This is a genomic window from Chryseobacterium sp. ZHDP1 (assembly GCF_018603435.1).
In the GTDB taxonomy this organism is placed as follows: Bacteria; Bacteroidota; Bacteroidia; order Flavobacteriales; family Weeksellaceae; genus Chryseobacterium; species Chryseobacterium indicum.
Genome location: NZ_CP075682.1, coordinates 1,139,628 through 1,164,513 on the forward strand (window position 1 = coordinate 1,139,628; position 24,886 = coordinate 1,164,513).

Here is a 24,886-nt window from a genome sequence, read left to right on the forward strand (position 1 = left end):
TTTAAATGTTATTATTTATTTGCGTTCAAGATATCTTTCAGCTTATTTTTGGCGCGATTCATTTTCACCCTTACATTTCCTTCGGAAATCCCCATCTGTTCGGCAATCTGCTTTCCGGAAAAATCTTCGAGATAATAGAAAATAAAAGCTTTATCAATGGGATTCAACTGATGAATGGCTTTGTACATGGCATTCAGTTTTTCTTCTTTTTCATGATCAAATTCTTCCTGAATAATTTTATATTCCGAAAAATCTTCATTTCCTATAAAGCTTCTTCTTTTTTCGTTTTTAAGGAAAATAATGGCCGTATTCAGGGCAATTCTGTACAGCCATGTAGAAAATTCGCTTTCTCCTTTAAATTTGGGATAGGCTTTCCAGACCTGATAGGTGATCTCCTGAAAAAGATCATCGCGGTCTTCTTTTTCGTCCATGTACATTTTAGAAATCTTAAAAATGATTCCTTTATGTTTTTCTATTTCTCTTAAAAAATCCTGTTCTAATGAGGTCATAGTTTTGCGCTCTATAGAATTAGTTTACCCTTCATAAAAATGTTACAGTTTTTTTAATTAAAATAAAAAACCCGACAGAATATTCCGTCGGGCATTGATTTTGTTTTCTTGATTCTGAAAACCTACTCTACTACTATTTTTTTAGAAACAGCAGTATCATCTACACTAATTTTAATGATATAAATTCCTTTTTGTAATCCGTAGATATTAATTTTATTGATTCCTTTATTTAATTTTTCATTTTGTTTTACCAGTTTTCCTGAAACATCATAAATTTCAAAAGCCGCATCGTTTTTATTATTCTCAATGGTGAACACTCCGTTTTTAACAGGATTTGGATAAACATTAAATTGACTCTCTAAATTATTTTTAACTTCATTGGTCGAAAGAAGCCCATTGCCAATGCCTACTGCATACCATGCTTTCACGTTTTGCTGCTGTTCGTTACCTGTTGCTCCATAAAGATCTGTAACCGCCTGTTTACTGGCTGTATAAGCATCTATAAACTGGCTGTTTGCAGTAAGATAGTTTGCAAGTGTCCGGTACGCTATTTTTTCAGCTTTTTGGATTGTAATTCCTGTTACGTTAAATGCATTTCCGATATCATTTGTTCCGGAACCACCTGCTGATAAAAGATAAAACCAGTAATTTCCTACCCCACTGTTTGTATGAACTCCCCCGCTATCAGTAGAACTTGTGGGATCTACCCAATAAGTTCCCTGATAAGTATCCGGTTGCTGCGAACCCAATACTGCAGGACCCGAGTTTGGATTAGACATGCTTCTTAAAAATGTAAAGCCCAGAGCCGGATTCGGAATCCCCTCACCAATCGTCCAGTTCGGACTGATATTGGAATAAAATTCTATTGATGCTCCAAATATATCTGCAAAAGATTCGTTTAAAGCTCCTGATTCGCCCTGATAAGCAAGATTTGCTGTCCGGCTCACCATTAAATGAGAGTATTCATGACCTGCAACATCTATTCCCACAAACGGGCTAAAATATCCGGATAATCCCTGATAAACACCGCTTCCATAAACCATCGCTACAATCCCTTGTGTATCGATTGCGGCAGCATTTACTCCGTTCGCAGGTTGTCCTGCACTTGCAAAATTGATGTTGTAATAATTTCTTACAATGGATCCGTTGCCATCATAAGAATTCCTGTTATGTCTGCTCACATAGTAATCATGAGCCTTTGCCATTGCCCAGTGAACTTCAACAGGAGGTTTTGTATCTGCTGTTGTGAAGTTAGGTGTTGTACTCGTATATTCAGTGATCGCACCTGTAAGCTCACCGGTTGCAGTATTTCCGTTTCCGTCCCAGTTGGTTCCGTTCAAAGTATGGATATTTCTCGCATTATCTTTCAATCGGTAAGATCCGCTGTAAGAATCCACAGTTATCTGCTGATTTCCTTTGTAGAAAGTAGCACTTGTAGAAGGAGTATCTGCAAAAGGTTTTGCGATGTTTATGATTTCATTATTATGCTGATGAATCTTTTCTAATTTTTTAACAACCTGCTTCGTTGAATTATCTACATAGTACAAATAACTCTTCAGAGCCTTCAGGGAAAGTGCATTAATCTGAGATGCAAAATACAGCTTTACCCCTTTAGCAGAATTCACTTTTGTAATAACCTGCTCAAAATCGGTAAAGGAAAGATTCGGAGCTTTCATATCATTACTTACAATATTTTCTGTCTCAGATTTCGTAAGCGGCTGTGAGATCTGTAAATCTATATTATCTGTAAATTCTCCGTTTACAAAAGTAAGAATCCCGTTTTTCTCGTGAACCAGAATTAATTCATCTGCAACCTTTACATTTTTATAATAATGCTGAAAAGATGAATGTTTAATTCCCAATTCATCCGTAGTAGTCTTTACCATTGAAAAAGAGTGATCTCCATTACTTTCCAGCCACTCTCCTAAATGATTAATAAGATAATCCGAAGGAATATTCTGCCCGCTGAAATCAGCACTGAAATTTCCCATTGATGAAGTAGTAATACGCTTAGGAAAATTTTTCACAGAAAGTTCTGTGCGGTCTTTCTTCTGAGCCTTCACCAGAGAAAGCGGTGCAATACCGATAGCAAATGAAAAAATCAATGCTTTAACGATTGTAACTGTCTTTTTCATATTATTTTTTTGATTAAATCTGACAGTTAGTAGAAAAAGATAAAATTTGTTACAAAAAGGACAGCATTTTTTTTAAAATTCATGAATATTACTTTCTAACTCCCCTTTTTTAAAGCTTTCAGAAGGATATGAACGTCTATAAAATCAAGCTTCACACCGATTAAAATAACCGCAAACAGAACAATGGTAAAAAAAATAACAATAAAAATATAAGCGGAAACAAACCACAATACCGTGTTCAGGATATTTCCTTTAATTCCGAATTTTTTGATGAAATATTTCTGGGAACGTTCAAACCATGTTTTATCCCTGTTTTTTCTTTGTCTGATCTCTGCTTCAACTCCATTAAGTTCATCCACAAGCCGTACGACATCTTCAATATATTTTCCGTACATATAGTAGATCCAGTACTTTATTAAAATAAACAAAACAAAAATGGCGATCAAAAAACTAACGACAAAAACAGCAAAATGGTAATCTATATTAAACTGAAAATCAATCTGCTCAAGAGAAGAAACAAACGCTAAAGGAATATAAGAGATGTAGTATGAAATATAAATTTCTTTGGCAACCAGCAGTTGGGTTTTGATATTGAAAAGATCATAATTGGTATTAATACTCGTCTTCTTGAGCATCTTATACAGCTTTATGAATCTTGAATAAAAATAAATAATAATAGCTATCGTAAGAAATGCCACTAAAACCGAAATGGTCTTTACATTAAAATCTTCCGTTGCAAAAGGAAAACCGATTAAAATCATTGGAAGCGTGAGAATCATCAGCCAAAACTCAGTTTTCATGTTGATTCTGATCATTTCCAGCGGCGAATGTATTTCATTCTGTTTTTCCAAAGAAACTTCCGGAAGTTCCTGATGATCTTTGTCCCAGAGTTCTTTAAAATTTTCTAATTCCATACCTTTTTCTTTACGTTTAGATAGCCTTTTGTTTTTCAATAATTTCTTTCAGTTTGGTTTTCGCCCGGTTCAGCTTTACTCTTGCATTTACCTCCGTTATTCCCAGTTGCTTTGCAATCTCCTTTCCCGGAAAATCTTCCAGATAGAAAAAAATCAATGCCTTGTCAATCGCGCTCAACTGATGGATTGCCTCGTACATCAGCTTCATATTCCTGTCGTCTGCATCATTATAAGACTCCTGATGAACACTAAGATTTTCTATGCTCTGATTCTGTATAAAACTACGTTTTTTTTCGCTTCGGAGAAATACAATGGCAGTATTAAGCGCGGTTCTGTATAACCATGTCGAAAATTCACTCTTCTTCTGAAAATCGCTGTAAGATTTCCACGCCTGATAGATGATCTCCTGATAGAGATCATTCTGATCGTCGGGATTATCCATATACATCTTCGAGATCTTGAAAATTACACCTTTGTGCTTTTCAATCTTCTCTAAGAATTCCATTTCCAGTAAAGACATTATTTAGGCTGTATTTCAGTTAGTAGGAAATGTGGTATTTTGTTACACAAACTATCTTAAATTTTTAAATATCCCTTATTTATGGCTTAATATTTGGAATTGATGAGTAACACCAAAAATATAAATATGCCTTACATTACAAAACAGAACGATCAGAACGTTCAGCTTTACTATGAAGATTTCGGATCCGGACAACCCATTATATTAATCCACGGATGGCCTTTAAGCGGAAAATCCTGGGAAATGCAGATTCCGGTACTTTTAAATTTAGGATACCGCGTTATTGCATACGACAGAAAAGGTTTCGGAAAATCTTCACCAACTTATGACGGATACGATTATGATGGACTGGCAAAAGACCTTCATGAAATTATCTCACAATTAGACCTTAAAAATGTGATCCTTTTCGGATTTTCTATGGGAGGTGGAGAAGTCGTGCGTTATTTAACGAATTACGGCGCAGAAAATGTAGATAAGGTTGCTTTAATTTCATCCATTATTCCGATTGTTAAGCAGAAAGACGACAATCCGGACGGAGTTCCCCAGGAAAAACTGGATGAAATCATGAATGCTTTGAAAACAGACAGAATCACTTTTCTTGAATCTTTCCACAAAGACTTTTATAATTTCGGAATGCTTTCAAAACCTGTAAGCCAGAAACAGCTGGATTTCGACTGGGCAATTGCTTCTTTTGCCAATCCTATTGCCACCATAAAATGTGCTGAAAGCTGGGCAAATACAGATTTCCGTCCCGAATTAGCTAACGTGAACGTAAGAACACTCATCGTTCATGGAGATGCAGACAATATTGTTCCCATTGATACAGCAGGAAAACAGGCTGCACAGGGAATTGCCAATAATGAATTTGTTATTATTGAAGGCGCGCCTCACGGTTTAAATGTAACGCATGCAGATGATTTAAACAGCATTATCAGCAGATTTCTAACAGAAAAATAACTTTTCTTCCAAATATATGTTTTTGATTTTTACTAATCAAATAATCCGCAGTCCTTTCAGATTGCGGATTTTGTTTTATGGTCGTTATTTAACTAATTTCAAATTAAGCCAGAAAAAAATAAAGCTAAGCTTAAGAATAATCAATTGATTAAAAGAAGAAAATCAAAGATTTTCACAAACTAATGTGTTCTGATATAAAGCTTAAAATTATTATAAAATCTTATATGCCTTATGTGTTTTAAAAAAACTCTTACGCCTGTTAACTTTTAATAAAGTTTCAAAATCAGGTTAAAAGATCAGTGATTAAAAAATATAATCCGTACTCAGGAAATTAGAATCATGATCTCTCACAATCGTGTTCAGGAGATTTTTATTGGAATCTGTAACTTTTGCAGCAACCAGAGAGCGGATTGAAAACGAACGAAGCGCATCAAAAACAGAAAGCGTTCCTTCTGCACTGTCTTTTCTTCCGGTGAACGGGAAAACATCCGGTCCGCGCTGAGCCTGACAATTGATATTCACACGGCTTACCAGATTCACAAAAGGATCAATTAATTTTGAAACTTCCATCGCATCTTCACTGAAAATACTTACCTGCATCCCGTGATCTGCATTTACCTGATAATCGATAGGTTCCTCGATATCATCAAAAGGAACCACCGGAATTACAGGACCGAACTGCTCTTCATGATACAGTTTCATCTCATGATTTACCGGATAAACCACTGCCGGAAACACGAAAGATTCTTCCGTAAAACCGCCGTTATCATTTAAGACTTTTGCACCTTTGGATAACGCATCTTCAATACATTCTTTCAAATAAGAAGGCTTATTGACTTCCGGAAGAGGAGTTATTTTCACGTCTTTTTCCCATGGAAGTCCCGGTTTCATGGCAGAAACGGCTTCGGTTAATTTGCGGGTAAACTCTTCTGCCACTTCTCTCTGAACGAAAATTAATTTTAAAGCGGTGCATCTCTGTCCGTTAAAAGAAAGAGATCCCAAAATACATTCACTCACCGCAACATCCAGATTAGCGTGTTTTGTAACGATAGCCGCATTCTTAGCATCTAAACTTAAAATCGCTCTTAAACGATTAACTTTCGGATGAAGTTTTTTCAGTCCGTTCGCAACTTTACTCGATCCGATGAATGCAAGAACATTCACCTTTCCGCTTTCCATGATCGGCGTAATAATTTCAGAACCTTTTCCGTACAACGTATTTACAGTTCCTTTCGGGAAAGCTTCTTTAAAAGCATTTAATAAAGGGTAATGTGCTAAAACACCATGTTTTGGAAGTTTAAACAGAATCGTATTTCCCATAATCAACGCCGGAATCAGCGTCGTGAAGATTTCATTTAAAGGATAATTGAAAGGTCCCATGCTTAACACCACACCAAGCGGCGCTCTTCGGATCTGGGCAATTGTACCTTCCGCCTGCTGAAAACGAGAAGATTCTCTGTCGAGATCTTTTAGTGCATCAATCGTCTGGTTGATGTAATCCACCGTTCTGTCGAATTCTTTCGTAGAATCTGCCAATGTTTTCCCAATCTCCCACATCAGCAATCTGATCACAAGATCTCTCTGCTGAATCATTAAGTACACAAATTTCTGCATACATTTTATTCTCCCTTCCACAGACATTGTTGGCCACTCTCCCAGTCCGTTGTCATACGCTTTTACGCAGGCATCCAAAACTTTCATAGCTTCATCGGGACCGATATTCGGGATGCTTCCCAACAGTTTTCTCTCCAGACCATGTTCTGTACGAATACAGACAGGGGAATAAATATGCTGCACATCGCCGTTCCATTCTACCAGTTCTCCATTAAGAAGGTATTCCCGCTGATGAATTTCGGGAACTTTATATTCTTCCGGGATTTCGTTTTCGGATTTGAATATTTCATGAAATGACGGGTTATTTTCTGAACTCATAAATCTTCTATTTTTTTAATATGGTAAGGTTAAAATTTGTCTATACTAAAGGTAGATCTAAAAATTGGTTTTAAAATACTCCGTGTAATAGATTTGCTCTATTTAAAACAAAAATTAACATTCAGCCCCTGAAAAAAGAATAATTTTGCCAGACATTCAAACCATCTAAAAAATGAAATTCATGTATTCAAAATTATTTTCCGGTGCGCTGTTACTTTTGGCGGTGTTTACTTTTGCACAAAATTCAAAGTCTGGCAATACCATTTTGGCAGGAGGAAAACCATTTCATACCTACTCGAAATTGCCTGCTGTCAGCAAAATGGCTCCCAACTTCACCCTTACCGACGTTACCATGAAAGAGCAGACTCTGGAGTCTTATAAAGGAAAATACATGATCCTGAATATCTTTCCAAGTGTAGATACAGGAGTCTGTTCAGCTTCTGTGCGCCATTTCAATGAAGATGCGGCAAATCTTCCGAACACAGTGGTTTTGTGTATTTCTAAAGACCTTCCGTTTGCACAGAAAAGATTCTGCGGTGCAGAAGGAATTAAAAATGTCGTGATGCTTTCAGATTTCCGTTCAGATTTCGGAAAAAAATATGGTGTGGAACTTACCGATTCTGCCATGAAAGGATTATTGAGCAGAGCAGTTGTTGTAATTGATCCTTCAGGAAAAATCGTATATGAAGAACAGGTAGAAGATATTTCTCACGAACCGAATTATGAAGCGGCAATCGCTGCTGTGAAAAAGTAAGACCGAAAGACTTTTAATTAACCACAAAAGCCACAAAAGATTTTGATGTTTTATTAAAGCTGACAAGCGGAAGAATAAAAAGCTCACAACAGTTTTTAAAAATCTTTGATTTTTATGCTTTTGAGGACTTTAATTATTCTGAAATTTGGCTTTATCATTATCTTTTGTACCTTTTGTGGTTAAATTCTTCTGTCATTCATAATGAAATTTTGCGAAGCATTATGCAATGAAGAATCTCTTAAAAATGATGGTTTTACGGGTTGAAAATGTAAGCACTTTTTTAACCACAAAAGCCACAAAAGATTTTGATGTTTTATTAAAGTTAACAAGCGTAAGAATAAAAGAACACAACAGTTTTTAAAAATCTTTGATTTTTATGCTTTTGAGGGCTTTAATTATTCTGAAATTTGGCTTTATTATTATCTTTTATGCATTTTGTGGTTAAATTTTTCTGTCATTCAGAATGGAATTTTGCGCAGCATTATGCAATGAAGAATCTATTAAGATGCAGTTATTTTTAGATTTTTCGGCTCCACTTCGTTGCGCTCAAAATGACAGCCATATCAATTAAAAATTTTTGATTAGCATAGTTCTTTTTGCTATTACACTAAAAAATTATTTACATTGAAAAAATCATTTGGTCTTCACCAAAATCACTCCGTTTTTTCCTTTCTCACCATAAATTGCAGTTGCTGAAGCTCCCTTCAAAATATTCATTGTTTTTATGGACTTCTGGTCTAATTTCCGGAACTTTTTTTCGCTGATGATCTTTCCGTCCAGAACATACAACGGTCTGTAATCATCAATTTTAACGGAATGAATGCCTCCGAGAATCAGCCTGTCCGACTGAACTGTATCTTTTATCTTTACTCCTGAAACCTGCCCTTTTAATTGAATATCAAGATCTTTAGTCTTTGTATCTTTAGAAATATCTGTCTCACATACTTTTTTGCGTACAATTCCTGATGTTATAACAATTCCATCGGTTCTTTCCCTGTTTATAGTATCTTTCGCTGTAGTCTTCTGTGCATTCAGGGCGACAAAGCCCGCTGTTGTAAAAACAAAACCTACTGCAAATTTGGTAAGGAGCGAATTGAGGTAAGAATACTGCAGATCTCTGTCGAGTTGAGATTCGTTGAAATTTCCGCAGATATTTTCTGATGTGTTGGAAAAAGCATTGATGATTTCTTCATCCGAAGCGTTCGTAAAATCTTTTACTGTCTTTGAACAGACTGCGCAAAATCGCCCTTTGTCTTCGGGTGTCATCATTTCCCAGTTTTCGTGACATGGTTTTGGTATCGTTATTTTCATATTGATCTTTTTTATAAAGATGCATGATCGGCTAAAAAGGTTGGAAAGTAAACTGATATTTTTAAAACTGACCACAATTTTTATTAATTACAAACCAAAGGTTTAACGGAGTCAAAAGTAATAAAAAGATGGAACTAATAATTTAAGCTTGAATGCAACATATCAATCTACTCAAAAAAATTCACGATATTTCGGAACTTAAAAACAGGACAATTATTTATTGATTTTTAATTACCATGAAGGAAGAAAATATAGAACGGCTTAATTCTCTGTTTTCCAATTTAAAAACGGAAGAACAAAAACTGCAGGAAAGTCTTGCCAAGAAGAAAAGCGAGGAAGATATGTTTATTGAAGGGTTCAGAACGCTGAGTAAAAACCTCATCGAACCCAAAATGCAGGAATTCAGAAGGATGCTGAGAGAAAACGGATTTGGCTGTAAGGTAACTTTTAATGAAGAAAATAAAAACGGTTTGGGCGTCAATTCACAGACCCATATGAAACTTCAGATTTCCAGAAATGTGGAATCTAATTTTTATGCGAATGATAAATTTCCGCACATCATGTTCGTTGCCGATAAAAATCTGAAGCGCATCGGAATTCATCAGGACACCATTTTTCAGAACGGAACGGGAATCGCTGCTTTCAAAGAGCAGAAATATACTCTGGAAACAATTACCGAAGAAAATATTGAAAGAGAAATTTTAGAATCGATTGAAAATATACTGATGAACAGATAAAAAAAAGTTGTTTGTCAATTATTTTATCATAAATCTTCTACAGGCTCAGTGTTACACCGTTGAAAATAACAGTCTGCACCGGAGAAGTCACGTTGAGCTTGTGTAAGGATCTTTTTACGTAAAAAATACTCTAAAATTTAAGTCAAAAACTCTAAAAATTTTTGGTGTACCAAAAAACAATGGCTGTAAAAACAAAGGTGAGAATAAACCAGACAAATGCTGTCACTATAATTCCTGCTGCACCATACAGAATAATACTGAAGGTTTTGTTCGCGGTTCCTGAGTTTTTCAACAGCGTATAATTTTCGCCTTTAAAGAAACGAACCGCTAAAAATATCAGGATACCGATACAGGCAACCGTAGAAAACAACATTCCCATTAAAGGCTCGAAAATAGGTCCGCAAGATAAAACAGTCATCATTTTATTAATTATTTACATTCAGGTGAAAATATCTCGGATCAGGATATTGAAATTCAAAATTCAGCTCTTCTTTTAATTTTGCAGGGGAAATTATTCTTCCTGTGGTTCTTCTTTCTCCTTCATAAGCCAGATCTTTCTGCGCATTGATGACTTCTTCTTTGTTGGGATGAATCGGCGCAACAACATTATAAACTTTAGCCTGAGATTTCTGATCTAACATTTTTTCAACAACCGAACAGATGTCTGCGTAATGAATATGATTCACCAACTGATCCAGATGGGATATATTGTAATTTTTCAGCAATCTTTCACCGCCCATTAAACCGCCCAGTCTCAGAATATTGGTCTGAGGAAATTTCTCCAGAATAAAGCTTTCGCTTTCCACTTCCGCTGCCGGAAGATCATCCTCTGTAAATTCTTTTTCGATATCCGGATAAACGCCTGTGGAACTTGTATAAAAAATCTGACGGTTAAAATCTCCTATAAAACGAAGCAGGTTTTCCCTTTTTTCCGTCATCGGAATCCTGGAACCTCTGAGTCCCGAAAAAGGAACGGCAACAATAATAGCGTCCAGTTCGGAAGCTATTTTCCACGGTTTCATGTCAGCATCAATTTCATCAGGAAATTTTACCAGATCCGCATGATATCCTTTAGCTTTCAGAACATCCAGTTTCGCTTCTGTTGTAGTGGTCGCAAAAATTTCATAGTTTTTCGACAGACGTTCCGCCAAATGGTTTCCCAGCCAGCCACAACCGATGATCCCGAGTTTCTTCATATTTTTTATTTGCCGAAAATTACAATTTTATTATGGTTTTTCAGCGTTGAAAATTGTAAAAAGCAAGCTAAATATGATTACTTTCTTTAACCACAAAAGTCACAAAAGATAATAATAAAGCCAAATTTCAGAATAATAAAAGCCCTCAAAAGCATAAAAATCAAAGATTTTCATAAACTAATGTGTTCTGATCTAAAGCTTTAATTATTTAAAATCTTATGTGACTTAAGTGTTTAAAAAAAACTCTTTCATTTAATCTGCAGCACTGTCATTTTGAGCGCAACGAAGTGAATCTAAAAAACAACTGTATCTTGATAGATTCTTCATTACATAATGCTTCGCAAAATTCCTTTCAGAATGACAGAAAAATTTAACCACAAAAGTCTCAAAAGATAATGACAAAGCTGATTTTCAGAATAATTAAAGTTCTCAAAGTATAAAATCAGAGATTTTTAAAAACTGTTGTGTGCTTTTATTCTTATGCTTATTAACTTTAAAATCTTTTGTGGCTTTTGTGGTTAAAAAATTACGTATATTTTAGTCTTTAAAGCTTTCGTGTTAGCAGATTCTTCATTGCATAATGCTGCGCAAAATTCCATTCTGAATGACAGATTTATTTGTGATTTTCGCGGTTAAATTTAAAATAACTGCTATGTTAAAAAAAATCATTTCAAAAAATTGTGTTCAGATCAATCTTCAGATTCTCTGAGATTGTGATGAAAAAATATGGTTAAAAGCAATGGATTGTTGAAATCATCATTCGTTTCAATATTTCCTTGTTTTTTGAAAATAGAGTTTTTAAAAGTGAATGTCATCATTAAAGCATCATCCTGAAAACGGTATAAAGAAACAGTTCTGTTGATAAAACCCTTTGATCTGTAGAAATATATTTCGGTGTATTGATTCTGATAATGAAATATTCTTTGGTTTGCGCGATCAATCATTACGACAACATTTCCCTTTTCATCAAAGTATTGAGTTTTCTCCCCAAAAAGACCTGAATATTTAATTCTGTATATCTGATCTTTGATTTTCAGCCTTTCATTTGTTGAAAAAACAAAATCAGCAAGCCTTTCCGCAACGATATTCCCTGCTTCATCTAAAAGCTGACAAGAAGATAAAATTTGCTTTATCGTGAACAATCTCATCCTTCAAAAATATCATTTTACTGAGGAAAAACAATTTTTACTTTACAAATAAATCTTTGCAGGTATACTGAAGCTTTTTGTTATTAATGCTTACTCTTCCCTTATATTCGTAAAGAGAAACCGAATCGAAATGCACTGCAATTTTATGAATCTCAATTTCAAGATCTATATTATGGTTATTCGAAAATCTTAGGATCTGTTTTTTCTGGTTGCCCAATGAATCTGTAAGCTTTTTATTCTCACTTAATTTTACGGTATCTTCATAGATTCTGTAATCTTTTTTCCATCCCTGAAATTCATCAAGCCTGATGTAGAACAATGAATCATTGATCCTTTTTACAGAAAACAGATCATACATACAGTGCATCATAAGATCGCTCAGGTTTTCTTTGTTATTAAAACTGCTGTTTAAATAATCCCACTCATCCTTTTTCACCTCATGATCTTTTTTACAAGAAACCAGAGCAAGAAATAGAAAAATGTAAAATATTTTATTCATAAAAAACGAGTTGAGATTAAAAAATCTTCTTTCTGAATACAAAAACGATCACTCCCGAAAAGAGCAGATACGCGATTGCTATACAAAAACTAATCAGTTCAGTTCTTCGTATGGGTTTGGTCTGAAACTTAATTTCCTTAATTGCTTTCTTTTGTACATGATCGATTACCGGCGGTGTATACAACGCCAGTCTTTCTTCCAAAACAGGCTTATTAAAACCGTACTCTTTTGCCAATTTATAAGTTTCTGCAGCTTCTTCTTTTTCCCGCATCAGGTAAGAAATATTCCCGAGATCAAATAAAAGCTGTGCTACGATTTTATCTTTCGGTTTTACAAAAGAAACCCTCTCATTAAGCTGATAATACAATTGCTTTCTTAAAACAAAAAGTTCCTTGTCCTCTCTTTCCGATTCAGGAAATTTTCCATTTCCGAAATCATTTCCGATTAAAAATCTGGAATTGATCAACTTTCCGCCTTTCATTTTGGCTTTCAGAATATTGATGTGAATCCATTCGGAACCGTAGTGAGAATTCGGGTTTATTTTTACTGCTTTTTCAATCCAGCGCAACGCTTCGGCATTATTACCGATCAGTTCATAAGCGGTACCGATATTGGAGGCGGTAGAATATCGGTTCGGTTCCTCTTTTTCAATCTTTTTGTAAAGTTCGATGGCTTCCTTATATTTTCCCTGAATAATCAGGATCAGTCCTTTATCTGAAAGGTAATTCAGTTTTCCTGTTTCCTTATAGCCTTTTTCCAGCGATAACAGTATCTTATTAAGCTCTTCGGTATTGGTAAAATAATGACCATACGGTACATATCCTTCATAATCTTCATAGAGAATGGTTCCGTCTTCAAGATGCAGTGTTTCTCCGTTCAGGCATCCGAATGCGGGAACAGAAAATAAAACCCCGAACAGTACACTAAAAAAATATTTCCTCATATCCGATTTCTATGGTTACAGGTTTTAAAAAGTTTTTATCTGCAAAAGATACAAAACCTGCAGCATAAATTTAATTTTAATAATCAAATAAGTTCAATTATTCCAACCAAATATTTAAAAGATCACATAAGAAGAAAATCAAAGATTTTCAAAAACTAATGTGTTCTGATCTAAAGCTTAAATTATTTAAAAGCTTATGTGACTTATGTGTTAAAAAAAACTCTTACATTCAATCTGCAGCACTGTCATTTTGAGCGCAACGAAGTGGAGTTGAAAAATCTCGTACTGATAAATTCTTTACTGCATAATGCTTCGCAAAATTTCATTCTGAATGACAGAGTGATTTACTGTTTTTAAATTATAACACATAAGTCACATAAGTTAGTTTAATGAAATATTTAGTAGATCACATAAGAAGAAAATCAAAGAATTTCATAAACTAATGTGTTCTGATATAAAGCTTAGAATTATTTTAAAAGCTTATGTGACTTATGTGTTAAAAAAAACTCTTACATTCAATCTCCAACACTGTCATTTTGAGCGCAACAAAGTGGAGCCGAAAAATCTCGTACTGATAAATTCTTTACTGCATAATGCTGCGCAAAATTCCATTTAGAATGACAGATGAATTTCACTATTTTAAATTATAACACATTAGTCACATAAGTTTAGATTAACTAAATATTTAAAAGACCAAAGAAGAAAATCAAAGATTTTCACAGACTAATGTGTTCTGATCTAAAGCTTAAATTATTTAAAATCTTATGTGACTTAAGTGTTTAAAAACTTTTCAACCTGCAAAGCTGTCATTTTGAGCGCAACGAAGTGGAGCCGAAAAATCTAAAAATAATTGCATTTTAAGAGATTCTTCATTCCATAATGCTTCGCAAAATTCCATTCTGAAGGACAGTTTTACTGCTTTAAATATAACACATAAGTCACATAAGTTTAGTTTAATGAAGTATTCAGAAGATCACATAAGAAGAGAATCAAAGATTTTCAAAAACTAATGTGTTCTGATCTAAAGCTTAGAATCATTTTAAAATCTTATATAACTTATGTGTTAAAAAAAAAACTCTTACATTCAATCTACAGCGCTGTCATTTTGAGCGCAACGAAGTGGAGTTGAAAAATCTAAAAACAACTGTGTCTTAACAGATTCTTCACTGCATATTGCTTCGCAAAATTTCATTCTGAAGGACAGGATTTTTAAATATAACACTTAAGTAACATAAGTTTAGTTTAATGAATAATTAGAAGTTCACATAAGAAGAAAATCAAAGATTTTTATAAACTAATGTGTTCTAATATAAAGCTTATATTATTTAAAATCTTATGTGACTAATGTGTTTAAAAACTTTTAGATTTCAATCTGCAACACTGTCATTTTGAGCGCAATGAAGTGGAGCGAAAAATCTAAAAACAAATGCATTTTAAGAGATTCTTCATTGCATAATGCTTCGCAAAATTTCATTCAAAATGACAGGGAAATTTAACCGCAAAAGGCACAAAAGATAATGATAAAGCGAAGTTTCAGAATAATAAAAGCCCTCAAAAGCATAAAAATCAAAGATTTTTTTAAACTGTTGTGCTCTTTTATTCTTACGCTTGTTAACTTTAATAAAACATCAAAATCTTTTGTGGCTTTTGTGGTTAAAAAAGTACGTGTATTTAGTCTTTAAAGCTTTCATTTACAAACTCTTCACTGCATAATGCTTCGCAAAATTTCATTCTGAATGACAGAGTGATTTTACTGCTTTAAAATATAACACATTAGTCACATAAGTTAGTTTAATGAAATATTTAGAAGATCACATAAGAAGAAAATCAAAGATTTTTATAAACTAATGTGTTCTGATCTAAAGCTTAGAAATTATTTAAAATCTTATGTGACTAATGTGTTTGAAAACTTTTCAACCTGCAAAGCTGTCAATTTGAGCGAAACTAAGTGAAGTCGAAAAATCTAAAAACAACTGTATCTTAATAGATTCTTCATTGCATAATGCTGTGCAAAATTTCATTCTGAATGACAGGATTTTTAAATATAACACATAAGTCACATAAGTTTAGTTTAATGAAATATTTAGTAGATCACATAAGAAGAAAATCAAAGATTTTCATAAACTAATGTGTTCTAATCTAAAGCTTAAATTATTTAAAATCTTATGTGACTTAAGTGTTTAAAAACTCTTCAACCTACAACACTGTCATTTTGAGCGCAACAAAGTGGAGCCGAAAAATCTCGTACTGATAGATTCTTCATTCCATAATGCTTCGCAAAATTTCATTCTGAATGACAGGGAAATTTAACCACAAAAGGCACAAAAGATAATCATAAAGCGAAGTTTCATAATAATCAAAGCACTCAAAAGCATAAAAATCAGAGATTTTTAAAAACTGTTGTTTTCTTTTATTCTTACGCTTGTTACCTTTAATAAAGCATCAAAATCTTTTGTAGCTTTTGTGGTTAAAAAAGTACGTGCAGCAATCAACAAATCGTTGATTTTACGGCTGGTTTCCGGAAGTTCCTGTTTTTCCTTCGCTGTTCGTCTTTTGCAGGGAAGAATTTTTGGCAGCCTTTACCAGTTCATTGGTGTCGCTGTAAAGAAGTTCCCAACCGGAAACGCCCTTCATCACGGTTAATAAACTGATGTAGGCTTTCAGGTTTTTCTCAAGATCTTTGCGGATGGCGCTTGCGCTCGTCATTTGTCGGAGGTCTGCGTTGGCTTCTGCCTGATCGGCAAATAAGGTCTCAAAATCTTCATGTTTCGTTTTCATTTCTGTGAATGCAGCATTGATGGAAAGCAGTCCGATTTTCTGCATATTTTCGGGCGTTTCCAGTTCTTCGATCAGCTTTTTCATCTGTGCGGTCTGAGAAGAATAGCTTAAACGGTCAAGATCCAGTCCGTACTTCTTCAATACATTGTACAAATCTTCGGCAGCCTGATAATTGGGCGCAGAAGAAAGTTTGCGGTATCCGTTGAGAAAGGCTTTCAGATTGGTGTAAGCGACATCCCTTTCATGATCTGCCGTTGCCACATCCTTCCCTTTTCCGCTGTAGCTTTGCTTTGCATAGACTTTATCGTATTCTGTGTACGAATTCTGTAAAGCCAAAGTAAGTGGATGATTATCAACTATGGTATATTTCCCTGACTGTGCATTTGAGATAATACGTTGAGATAAAGTAGCGAGATCTTTAGTACTCAGTTTTGTGAGTGCAATTTTCATTTTGTTTGCGTTTTTTTGATTAATAATTTAAAAAACCAAATATAAAAAAACTTCTTTGATTACAAACAACTCTGTTTTAAACCTCCGGAGTTCTCCGAAACTTACAAACACTATTGTTTTAAACGACAGAAGTCCTCCGGAGGTTTCCTGCAACTTGCAGGAGAATTCCGGAGATGTACGGAATTCGCAAACAACTTTGTTTTTAATCTCCGGAGGACTCCGGAAGTTTCCTGCAAATTGTTGTAGATGCCTTGTGGTTGTGAGAGGTTTTTGAAAGTTTTATTAATTATAATTTCTTATAAATTTCCGTAGAAATACGGAAAGGATTATAATCTTCGTTTTTTAAATTTAATAATATATTAAATATTTATCTAAAATATGGCAAAAAAAAGATATACAGTAGACGAACTTGATTTTAAAAGTGATTCAGAAGAAGAACAAATTAGAACAAGAAAAATATTCGATGACCTTAAAGATCGTGCGTTAAAAGGAGAAAAACTTTTAGAACGAGAAAAAGAGTTTTTGTGCACATCTCTAAAATTAACAATTTATGAAAATGATGGAAAGCCAGAAGATTTTGATTTCTGTAAAGATTTTATATTTCAAGAACTATACTTAACATATTTTCATAATAACCTTGCAGGTCCGTTTTACAAAGCAAAAAAGGGAGAAATAGTACTTGTAGATTTTGATGAGCAAATAAAAGACCTTAAAACTCTTCAAAAAATATCTGACGATTGGATGAAAGAAATAGTAAAAAAAAATCACACAGATCAAGTATTACAAGATTTAGCAACAGAAACAAGACTTGATTTAAAAGCATTAGAAAAAAAATATCCTAATTGGATAAGAAAAATAAAAAAACACCAGGATGATTACAAATTAAAAAAAGATAAAATAATTCTTCAATCAAAATTTATTTATCACTTAACAAAATCTGTAATTGAAAATTATAAAGCTGAAGACTTTGAAATAAGTTTCTCAGGACAAATTATTGAATTTACTTCATACTCTCTAATACATATAACAAGTCGTCATTATGCTGAACCTATAAAAGATAATAAAGATAAAACGTATCATTATAAAAATTTTCTTCCAAAAGAGTTACATCTAAATTTAAAAGAAATATTAACAAAAGTTGATAATAAAAATGTAATTGACATTAATAAGACAGATAATATAATTTTTGAATATGATAACGTTACATATCAACTTTGGGTACAAAAGAGATTTAAACAAGTTAAAGGAAAAGGTAATGTAGAAATAAATAGAATACAATCTTTTTACCCAATTTATGATCCAATAAAAATAAAAACTATAAATGATAATTATCAAAAAATGGAAATCGAAAATAACTTGTATATCTATTATAAATGATAACAATATTAAGCATTTACATTTTGATAATTCTTTGTTACGGTAAACCGTAAAAATGAAAAGTGAAGTTGTTTATATTTGATTAATATTTATTTTAATTATAAAACATTTTACAATTTAAACCAGTTAAAATTTCATGAAAGAAAATTATTTTTTAGATAATAATTTTGAAGAGAATGACAGGAGAGACATTGCTTTTCAATTAGTTAATGCATTGAGAGAAGTTGTTAGTATTTCAAAAAAGATGAATCAACCAATTTCATATGAACAAACTTTAGATTTACTCAGTGATTTTTCTCCTGAAACTTATGAAGCTATTGTTCCATTAATGCAAAGAAAAAATGAAAGTGATTGGGTGAAATATTTTAAAGAAAAAGCAGATGCTCTTTCAACAGATGAAAATATTGTTTCACCAATTACAGTTATAAACGAAGAACTTGCGGAATTAAAGAAGATAACTAAAACTAGATCGGATAAAAGATTTTTAAATAAAAGAGTTAGAGATTATGAAAATGCATTAGATTATTTTTCACCTAGGAAAATCTCTGAGCACAAAATATTAAATAGAGATTTTTATTTAGCAGAAAGAACTGATTTTAAAATTGTTGAAACTTTATATGAGGATGAAGAACATAAAGATTATCGTTTAGATAATAACAACATTTTAAGATTAAGGTTAATCCATCCAGATAGACCAGAACACATTATTGGTGCGGATCTTATTTATGAACACTTGAATACGAAGCATAAAAACGTTCGATTTTTACATATGCAATATAAGACATGGAACAATAAGATTTTAAACTTTAAAGCTGGAAATTTAGAAGATCAAATAAACAAGTTAGATAATATTTTGTGCAAAGCTGGATATTGCAATGATTATGGAGGTAAAAGAATTGGAAGATTTTATAGGTTACCATATTGCTGTGCTTTTTTAAGACCAACAAGTAAAATGCAAAATTCTGATAGTAAAATGGTAAGTACGGGAATGCATATACCTATTTGTGAAGCAAAAAAAATAATGGAAACAGAAAAATCACTAACCAAAGAAAATATAAAAGGAAAAAATATTTCTTATAAAATTTTTGATGAACTTTTTAATTCAAATATGATTGGATCAAGAGTTCTTAACTTTGATGAGCATCAAAAGTTTTATGAGGATAATGACCTTCTTGATAATAGAAATATAATAAGAATTCATGCACAAGAAATAATGCTTTAACTATTGGTACAATAAAAAACCCTGCCTCACCGCAGGTTTTTTCATATCCATCCCCTACGCTCAAATTTTCTATCTTTGAAAACAATTCTTAAAAAAACGATAACCTTCATGAACAAAAGAATACAAAAAATTGAGAATCATGTTCAGGATAGAAATTCTGTGGCATGGAAGAAACTTTGTGATTATATTGATCGGGTTGCCGAAGACGGAAGGGAAGAATTTTCGCCGGCGGAAGAACTTTGCTATGATCTTTTTTCCCAGATTCATACGCTTCCGGAAACGATTTCAAAGCTTAAAAAGGTAAAAAAAGTCCGGCTGTACGGAAGTAAGCTCAAGCGCATTCCTCCAGAAATCGGACAGATGGAAGCACTGGAATATTTTGATGTGTACACTTCCTACGATTTGCATTGGTTTCCTTATGAAATCACCCACTGCAAAAATTTAAAAAGCAGCATAATGAGCACGAGAGCCGTCTACGGCAATTATAGAAACAGAATGGGCTTTCCGGATTTAAGCCAAAACCCTGTCCGTTACTCAGGCGAAACTGTACAGTGCAGCGTGTGCCGCAAAACAATAAGCTATGAACAGACCAATCAGCTCTGGATTTCCCTTTGGGTAGGAACCGATGTAATGCCTTTACTGGTGAATCTCTGCTCAGAAGAATGCGGGAATGCATTGCCACAACCACCTGAAAATTATATTCAGCACGCTCATAAAGGAAGTTCCGCCTTACAACAGCCTACGCGATGAAAATGAACGTTTTGAGCGACAATTAAAAGCATATAAATTGAAGAAAATACGATTGAAACTTTGCAGGAAAAGGAAGTCCCGACGAACGAAATAAATACAGATGAACCGCCAAAACTGATCAGATTCATCAGAAAAATATGGGAGCGATAAGCGTTGATACTTATTCTGTTCTAATCTGTACTGCTGTCTTGAGCGAAACGAATTAGAACCGAAAAATTTCAAATAGCTGCATTTTAACAGATTCTTCACTGCATAATGCTTCGCAAAATTTCATTCTGAATGACAGAGGGATTTTACTGCTTTAAAATATAACACATAAGTCACATAAGTTTAGTTTAATGAAATATTTAAAAGAACACATAAGAAGAAAATCAAAGATTTTCATAAACTAATGTGTTCTGATATAACGCTTAAATTGTTTTAAAATCTTATGTGACTTATGTGTTTAAAAAAACTCTTACATTCAATCTACAGCACTGTCATTTTGAGCGAAACGAAGTGGAGTCGAAAAATCTAAAATCAAAACGTTTTAATAGATTCTTCATTGCATAATGCTTCGCAAAATTTTATTCTGAATGACAGAGGGATTTTACTGCTTTAAAATATAACACATAAGTCACATAAGTTTAGTTTAATGAAATATTTAAAAGAACACATAAGAAGAAAATCAAAGATTTTCATAGACTAATGTGTTCTGATATAACGCTTAAATTGTTTTAAAATCTTATGTGACTTATGTGTTTAAAAAAACTCTTACATTCAATCTACAGCACTGTCATTTTGAGCGAAACGAAGTGGAGTCGAAAATCTTATATTAAAAGATTCTTCACTGCATAATGCTTCGCAAAATTTCATTCTGAATGACAGAGGGATTTTACTGCTTTAAAATATAACACATTAGTCACATAAGTTTAGTTTAATGAAATATTTAAAAGAACACATAAGAAGAAAATCAAAGATTTTCATAGACTAATGTGTTCTGATCTAAAGCTTAGAAATTATTATAAAATCTTATGTGACTGATGTGTTTAAAAGCTCTTTCATTTAATCTGCAACACTGCCATTTTGAGTGCAACGAAGTGAAGTCGAAAAATCTTATATTAAAAGATTCTTCATTCCATAATGCTTCGCAAAATTTCATTCTGAATGACAGAGGGATTTTACTGCTTTAAAATATAACACATTAGTCACATAAGTTTAGTTTAATGAAATATTTAAAAGAACACATAAGAAGAAAATCAAAGATTTTCATAGACTAATGTGTTCTGATCTAAAGCTTAGAAATTATTATAAAATCTTATGTGACTGATGTGTTTAAAAGCTCTTTCATTTAATCTGCAACACTACCATTTTGAGTGCAACGAAGTGAAGTCGAAAAATCTTATATTAAAAGATTCTTCATTCCATAATGCTTCGCAAAATTTCATTCTGAATGACAGGAATAGTTTTGAAAAATAATCGTGAAAGCATTGTATTAAATAAAAGAATCTAAAAAGACCTATCATTCATCACCCTTCTTAACTTTTCATTACATTTGTTTCCAAAATTTAATATAATAACCACGAAATTACTTTCTTATTCTATGCAAAAAATTGTCATTCTGTTGTTTTTCGCTTTATCGGCATCTGTTTTCGGTCAGGATTATTTGAATAAAACCGAAAAATATGATGTGGAACTGTTTAATTATTTAGACAGTTTAACGATTGAGAAAAAAGTTCCTCTGGAAGAATATCTGAAGTTTTCAAAGCCTTTTTCGAAATGGGACATCCGACCTGTACAGCATGAGAAAATCTACGCGCTCGATTCGGTACGTACATCAAGTGAAATCTCCAATTTTTTCTGGGGTGGTTTTTCTCAGCGGTATGAACTGACGGAAAAGGAAGCGGCAGAAAAACCGAATCAGTTTTTAAAACAAGGTATGATTGACGAGGACAGGCATATTCAGTTTCTGAAGGATCATCTTCCGGAATTCAAAACACTGGCTGCTCTTGTGGGAAAAAGCAGGAATTTAATCTATCTAAACCAGATTTCTTTGCAAAGGGTAGATGATATTTTTAAAGAAAACAATGGATACTGGTCTTATGTGATTCCGCAAAAATCGCCTTTCCCGATTTCAACAAAGATAAAAACAGAAAAGAGTTACAGCTACAGTTCTTTACAGCAGCAGATTCTTGAGCAAATGAAGAAGGTAAATATCTACTCTGCGGTAAAGACAGATTTGGGAATATTTTTCCTTTTAGACGGATTTTCAGACAATTCTTACGGTTATTATTTCTCCAAATCCGGAATGTTGGAAAACAATAATCACTTGTTTGAGATCATGAGTTCCCGAAATATCAGCGACGGATTTTACTATTATATTGCGAATTAGGAGGCTCTACAATTGGGATCATTATTTCTGAAAAATATTGATCGAAACACAACAGAATATACCTTATATCAAAAATTAGTAAAACTTTGTCAAGGTTTAAGAACTTTGACAAAGTTGATTTCATTTCTAAATTAAAAAAGATTTTCATCCACAAAATTCGGAAGCGTTACTTTCAGATTCGGCTCCATTTCCATGGCTCTTTTGATGGCGAAAACAGCGCCTTCATTTCTTGCCCAGCTTCTTCTTGAGATTCCGTTGTTTACGTCCCAGAACAGCATGGATTTTAATCTTCTGTCGGCATCATCGCTTCCGTCCAGCAGCATTCCGAAGCCTCCGTTGATGACCTCTCCCCATCCTACTCCGCCTCCGTTGTGGATTGAAACCCAGGTTGCCCCACGGAAACTGTCGCCAATCACATTATGGATCGCCATATCTGCCGTAAATCTTGAACCGTCATAAATATTGGACGTCTCTCTGTACGGCGAATCTGTTCCGGAAACATCATGATGATCTCTTCCCAAAACTACGGGTCCGATTTCTCCGTTTCTGATGGCTTTATTGAAGGCTTCTGCAATTTTCATTCTACCTTCTGCATCGGCATATAAAATTCTCGCCTGCGAACCGACTACCAGATTATTTTCCTGCGCTCCTTTGATCCACTGAATGTTGTCTTTCATCTGCTGCTGGATTTCTTCAGGGGAATTCTGCTGAATTTCTTCTAAAACCGCACAGGCAATATCATCTGTTTTCTGTAAATCTTCCGGTTTTCCGCTCGTACAAACCCAGCGGAATGGCCCGAAACCGTAATCGAAACACATCGGTCCCATAATATCCTGCACATAAGAAGGGAATTTAAATTCTCTTCCCAATGTAGGATTTTCCGCCATTACATCGGCTCCGGCTCTGGAAGATTCGAGTAAAAAGGCATTTCCGTAATCGAAGAAATAGGTTCCTTTCGCCGTATGTTTGTTGATGGCTTCTGCGTGTCTTCTTAAGCTTTCCTGAACTTTATCTTTAAAAAGTTCCGGATCTTCCGCCATCATTTTATTGGATTCTTCAAAGCTCTGTCCTGCAGGATAATATCCTCCCGCCCAAGGATTGTGAAGCGAAGTCTGGTCTGAACCGATGTCAATTCTTAAATTCTCCTGATCGAATTTTTCCCAGACCTCAACAATATTTCCCAAGTACGCCAGAGAAACAGATTCTTTATTTTCCTGCGCCTGTCTAACTCTTGCAACTAATTCGTCAAGATTTTCATGGATCTCGTTTACCCACTTCTGGTCGTGACGGATTTTGGTAATCTTTGGATTAACTTCCGCACAAACGGTAACACAGCCTGCAATATTTCCTGCTTTTGGCTGCGCTCCGGACATTCCGCCTAATCCTGAAGTCACGAACAGTCCGCCTTTCGGATCTTTATTGATTTTTCTGAACGCGTTCAGTACCGTAATGGTTGTTCCGTGAACTATTCCCTGCGGACCGATGTACATATAGCTTCCCGCCGTCATTTGTCCGTACTGTGTAACGCCCAAAGCATTGAATTTTTCCCAGTCGTCCGGTTTTGAGTAATTCGGGATCATCATTCCGTTGGTTACCACTACTCTCGGCGCATCTTTATGGGAAGGAAACAATCCCATCGGATGTCCGGAATACATGACCAAAGTCTGTTCATCCGTCATTTCAGACAGGTATTTCATTGTTAAAAGATATTGTGCCCAGTTGGAAAATACTCCCCCGTTTCCACCATACGTAATCAGTTCATGAGGATGCTGTGCTACTGCATAATCCAGATTGTTCTGAATCATCAGCATGATGGCTTTTGCCTGCTCCGATTTTCCGGGATATTCAGAAATCGGTCTCGCCTTCATCTCATAATCCGGACGGAAACGGTACATATAAATTCTTCCGTATTTTTCAAGTTCTTCCCTGAATTCCGGCAATAACTCTGCATGAAACTGGGGTTCGAAGTAACGTAACGCATTTTTCAACGCTAGTTTTTTTTCTTCTTCCCCTAAAATTTCTTTGCGTTTCGGCGCATGATTGATATTGGTTTCGTAAGGTTTCGGCTGTGGCAGCTGGTTGGGTATACCCTGTTGTATCTGTTGTTGGAATGTCATGTATTTGTTGATCGTTGTTAGTTTAGCAGATTTATTTTTGTGGTTTTAAAGATATTCAAATTAGAAAATCCCTGCAACTAATGTGATAAAATTTGAAACAGGATGAAAGATTCCCCTCCTCTGGAGGGGTGGCGAAAATTCGGAAGAATTTTTGACGGGGTGGTTTTAGATGATCTTTAATTTATCTTTTGTTTATTATTTTACCACCCCGTCTTCTCCCTTTGGTCGAATCCACCCCTCCGGAGGAGGGGAATTTTGTGATGGAT

The 24,886-nt window shown here is 34.2% G+C and carries 20 protein-coding genes; 7 read left to right on the forward strand and 13 right to left on the reverse strand.

Annotation, left to right across the window (positions count from 1 at the left end):
- Window positions 1-11 precede the first annotated feature (11 nt).
- The 4 genes from KKI44_RS05150 to KKI44_RS05165 all read right to left on the reverse strand — a co-directional run bounded on the left by KKI44_RS05150 (window position 12) and on the right by KKI44_RS05165 (window position 4,078).
- Complete coding sequence (locus KKI44_RS05150; protein WP_214590141.1) at window positions 12-509, reverse strand: RNA polymerase sigma factor; 498 nt, start codon at window positions 507-509, stop codon at window positions 12-14.
- Between the two features lie 122 nt (window positions 510-631).
- Window positions 632-2,644 (reverse strand): M4 family metallopeptidase, encoded by a 2,013-nt coding sequence (locus KKI44_RS05155; RefSeq protein WP_214590142.1) that lies wholly within the window; start codon window positions 2,642-2,644, stop codon window positions 632-634.
- A 95-nt stretch (window positions 2,645-2,739) separates the two neighbouring features.
- Complete coding sequence (locus tag KKI44_RS05160) at window positions 2,740-3,558, reverse strand: hypothetical protein (protein WP_214590143.1); 819 nt, start codon at window positions 3,556-3,558, stop codon at window positions 2,740-2,742.
- Between the two features lie 16 nt (window positions 3,559-3,574).
- Entirely contained in the window at window positions 3,575-4,078 is a 504-nt protein-coding gene (locus tag KKI44_RS05165; protein ID WP_214590144.1) for an RNA polymerase sigma factor, read from the reverse strand.
- 126 nt (window positions 4,079-4,204) lie between these two features.
- On the opposite strand from KKI44_RS05165, the gene KKI44_RS05170 reads away from it, so the two are divergent.
- Entirely contained in the window at window positions 4,205-5,035 is an 831-nt protein-coding gene (locus KKI44_RS05170) for an alpha/beta fold hydrolase (protein WP_214590145.1), read from the forward strand.
- 303 nt (window positions 5,036-5,338) lie between these two features.
- Here KKI44_RS05170 and KKI44_RS05175 read toward each other — a convergent pair whose 3' ends face one another.
- Window positions 5,339-6,967 (reverse strand): NADP-dependent glyceraldehyde-3-phosphate dehydrogenase, encoded by a 1,629-nt coding sequence (locus KKI44_RS05175; protein ID WP_214590146.1) that lies wholly within the window; start codon window positions 6,965-6,967, stop codon window positions 5,339-5,341.
- Between the two features lie 181 nt (window positions 6,968-7,148).
- Here KKI44_RS05175 and tpx point away from each other — a divergent pair, with 181 nt between their 5' ends.
- Complete coding sequence (tpx, locus tag KKI44_RS05180; protein WP_214590147.1) at window positions 7,149-7,721, forward strand: thiol peroxidase; 573 nt, start codon at window positions 7,149-7,151, stop codon at window positions 7,719-7,721.
- Between the two features lie 633 nt (window positions 7,722-8,354).
- Here tpx and KKI44_RS05185 read toward each other — a convergent pair.
- Window positions 8,355-9,032: a TonB-dependent receptor plug domain-containing protein gene (locus tag KKI44_RS05185; RefSeq protein WP_214590148.1), complete on the reverse strand. Its 678-nt coding sequence runs from the start codon at window positions 9,030-9,032 to the stop codon at window positions 8,355-8,357.
- Window positions 9,033-9,268: 236 nt separating this feature from the next.
- Here KKI44_RS05185 and KKI44_RS05190 point away from each other — a divergent pair, with 236 nt between their 5' ends.
- On the forward strand, window positions 9,269-9,769 hold the full coding sequence (locus tag KKI44_RS05190) for a hypothetical protein (protein WP_214590149.1): 501 nt from the start codon (window positions 9,269-9,271) through the stop codon (window positions 9,767-9,769).
- A gap of 151 nt (window positions 9,770-9,920) precedes the next feature.
- Here the strand turns inward: KKI44_RS05190 and KKI44_RS05195 are convergent, their stop codons facing one another.
- The 6 genes from KKI44_RS05195 to KKI44_RS05220 all read right to left on the reverse strand — a co-directional run bounded on the left by KKI44_RS05195 (window position 9,921) and on the right by KKI44_RS05220 (window position 16,783).
- Window positions 9,921-10,190, reverse strand: a complete 270-nt coding sequence (locus tag KKI44_RS05195) for a hypothetical protein (RefSeq protein ID WP_214590150.1) — start codon at window positions 10,188-10,190, stop codon at window positions 9,921-9,923.
- A gap of 4 nt (window positions 10,191-10,194) precedes the next feature.
- On the reverse strand, window positions 10,195-10,965 hold the full coding sequence (locus KKI44_RS05200) for a hypothetical protein (RefSeq protein WP_214590151.1): 771 nt from the start codon (window positions 10,963-10,965) through the stop codon (window positions 10,195-10,197).
- Window positions 10,966-11,654: 689 nt separating this feature from the next.
- Window positions 11,655-12,113 carry a hypothetical protein gene (locus KKI44_RS05205; protein ID WP_214590152.1) on the reverse strand — a complete coding sequence of 153 codons (459 nt, stop codon included), beginning with the start codon at window positions 12,111-12,113 and terminating at the stop codon, window positions 11,655-11,657.
- A 37-nt stretch (window positions 12,114-12,150) separates the two neighbouring features.
- Entirely contained in the window at window positions 12,151-12,612 is a 462-nt protein-coding gene (locus KKI44_RS05210) for a hypothetical protein (protein WP_214590153.1), read from the reverse strand.
- A 16-nt stretch (window positions 12,613-12,628) separates the two neighbouring features.
- Window positions 12,629-13,555 carry a tetratricopeptide repeat protein gene (locus KKI44_RS05215; RefSeq protein WP_214590154.1) on the reverse strand — a complete coding sequence of 309 codons (927 nt, stop codon included), beginning with the start codon at window positions 13,553-13,555 and terminating at the stop codon, window positions 12,629-12,631.
- A gap of 2,505 nt (window positions 13,556-16,060) precedes the next feature.
- Window positions 16,061-16,783 carry a DUF6261 family protein gene (locus KKI44_RS05220; protein ID WP_214590155.1) on the reverse strand — a complete coding sequence of 241 codons (723 nt, stop codon included), beginning with the start codon at window positions 16,781-16,783 and terminating at the stop codon, window positions 16,061-16,063.
- Between the two features lie 378 nt (window positions 16,784-17,161).
- On the opposite strand from KKI44_RS05220, the gene KKI44_RS05225 reads away from it, so the two are divergent.
- From KKI44_RS05225 to KKI44_RS05240, 4 genes are all read left to right on the forward strand, one after another.
- Complete coding sequence (locus KKI44_RS05225; protein WP_214590156.1) at window positions 17,162-18,160, forward strand: hypothetical protein; 999 nt, start codon at window positions 17,162-17,164, stop codon at window positions 18,158-18,160.
- A 136-nt stretch (window positions 18,161-18,296) separates the two neighbouring features.
- Complete coding sequence (locus KKI44_RS05230; RefSeq protein ID WP_214590157.1) at window positions 18,297-19,382, forward strand: hypothetical protein; 1,086 nt, start codon at window positions 18,297-18,299, stop codon at window positions 19,380-19,382.
- Between the two features lie 108 nt (window positions 19,383-19,490).
- Entirely contained in the window at window positions 19,491-20,132 is a 642-nt protein-coding gene (locus KKI44_RS05235) for a hypothetical protein (RefSeq protein ID WP_214590158.1), read from the forward strand.
- A gap of 1,582 nt (window positions 20,133-21,714) precedes the next feature.
- Window positions 21,715-22,503: a hypothetical protein gene (locus tag KKI44_RS05240; RefSeq protein ID WP_214590159.1), complete on the forward strand. Its 789-nt coding sequence runs from the start codon at window positions 21,715-21,717 to the stop codon at window positions 22,501-22,503.
- A gap of 131 nt (window positions 22,504-22,634) precedes the next feature.
- On the opposite strand, the gene KKI44_RS05245 is transcribed toward KKI44_RS05240, so the two are convergent.
- Window positions 22,635-24,620: a urocanate hydratase gene (locus KKI44_RS05245; protein WP_214590160.1), complete on the reverse strand. Its 1,986-nt coding sequence runs from the start codon at window positions 24,618-24,620 to the stop codon at window positions 22,635-22,637.
- Window positions 24,621-24,886: the final 266 nt, after the last annotated feature.

Coding starts and splice junctions, on each gene's coding strand:
- KKI44_RS05210 (WP_214590153.1), bottom strand. CDS start 12,612: ATGAATAAAATATTTTACATTTTTCTATTTCTTGCTCTGGTTTCTTGT.
- KKI44_RS05200 (WP_214590151.1), bottom strand. CDS start 10,965: ATGAAGAAACTCGGGATCATCGGTTGTGGCTGGCTGGGAAACCATTTG.
- KKI44_RS05170 (WP_214590145.1), top strand. CDS start 4,205: ATGCCTTACATTACAAAACAGAACGATCAGAACGTTCAGCTTTACTAT.
- KKI44_RS05150 (WP_214590141.1), bottom strand. CDS start 509: ATGACCTCATTAGAACAGGATTTTTTAAGAGAAATAGAAAAACATAAA.
- KKI44_RS05240 (WP_214590159.1), top strand. CDS start 21,715: ATGCAAAAAATTGTCATTCTGTTGTTTTTCGCTTTATCGGCATCTGTT.
- KKI44_RS05220 (WP_214590155.1), bottom strand. CDS start 16,783: ATGAAAATTGCACTCACAAAACTGAGTACTAAAGATCTCGCTACTTTA.
- KKI44_RS05195 (WP_214590150.1), bottom strand. CDS start 10,190: ATGATGACTGTTTTATCTTGCGGACCTATTTTCGAGCCTTTAATGGGA.
- KKI44_RS05225 (WP_214590156.1), top strand. CDS start 17,162: ATGGCAAAAAAAAGATATACAGTAGACGAACTTGATTTTAAAAGTGAT.
- KKI44_RS05175 (WP_214590146.1), bottom strand. CDS start 6,967: ATGAGTTCAGAAAATAACCCGTCATTTCATGAAATATTCAAATCCGAA.
- KKI44_RS05205 (WP_214590152.1), bottom strand. CDS start 12,113: ATGAGATTGTTCACGATAAAGCAAATTTTATCTTCTTGTCAGCTTTTA.
- KKI44_RS05185 (WP_214590148.1), bottom strand. CDS start 9,032: ATGAAAATAACGATACCAAAACCATGTCACGAAAACTGGGAAATGATG.
- KKI44_RS05215 (WP_214590154.1), bottom strand. CDS start 13,555: ATGAGGAAATATTTTTTTAGTGTACTGTTCGGGGTTTTATTTTCTGTT.
- KKI44_RS05235 (WP_214590158.1), top strand. CDS start 19,491: ATGAACAAAAGAATACAAAAAATTGAGAATCATGTTCAGGATAGAAAT.
- KKI44_RS05155 (WP_214590142.1), bottom strand. CDS start 2,644: ATGAAAAAGACAGTTACAATCGTTAAAGCATTGATTTTTTCATTTGCT.
- KKI44_RS05165 (WP_214590144.1), bottom strand. CDS start 4,078: ATGTCTTTACTGGAAATGGAATTCTTAGAGAAGATTGAAAAGCACAAA.
- KKI44_RS05160 (WP_214590143.1), bottom strand. CDS start 3,558: ATGGAATTAGAAAATTTTAAAGAACTCTGGGACAAAGATCATCAGGAA.
- tpx (WP_214590147.1), top strand. CDS start 7,149: ATGTATTCAAAATTATTTTCCGGTGCGCTGTTACTTTTGGCGGTGTTT.
- KKI44_RS05190 (WP_214590149.1), top strand. CDS start 9,269: ATGAAGGAAGAAAATATAGAACGGCTTAATTCTCTGTTTTCCAATTTA.
- KKI44_RS05245 (WP_214590160.1), bottom strand. CDS start 24,620: ATGACATTCCAACAACAGATACAACAGGGTATACCCAACCAGCTGCCA.
- KKI44_RS05230 (WP_214590157.1), top strand. CDS start 18,297: ATGAAAGAAAATTATTTTTTAGATAATAATTTTGAAGAGAATGACAGG.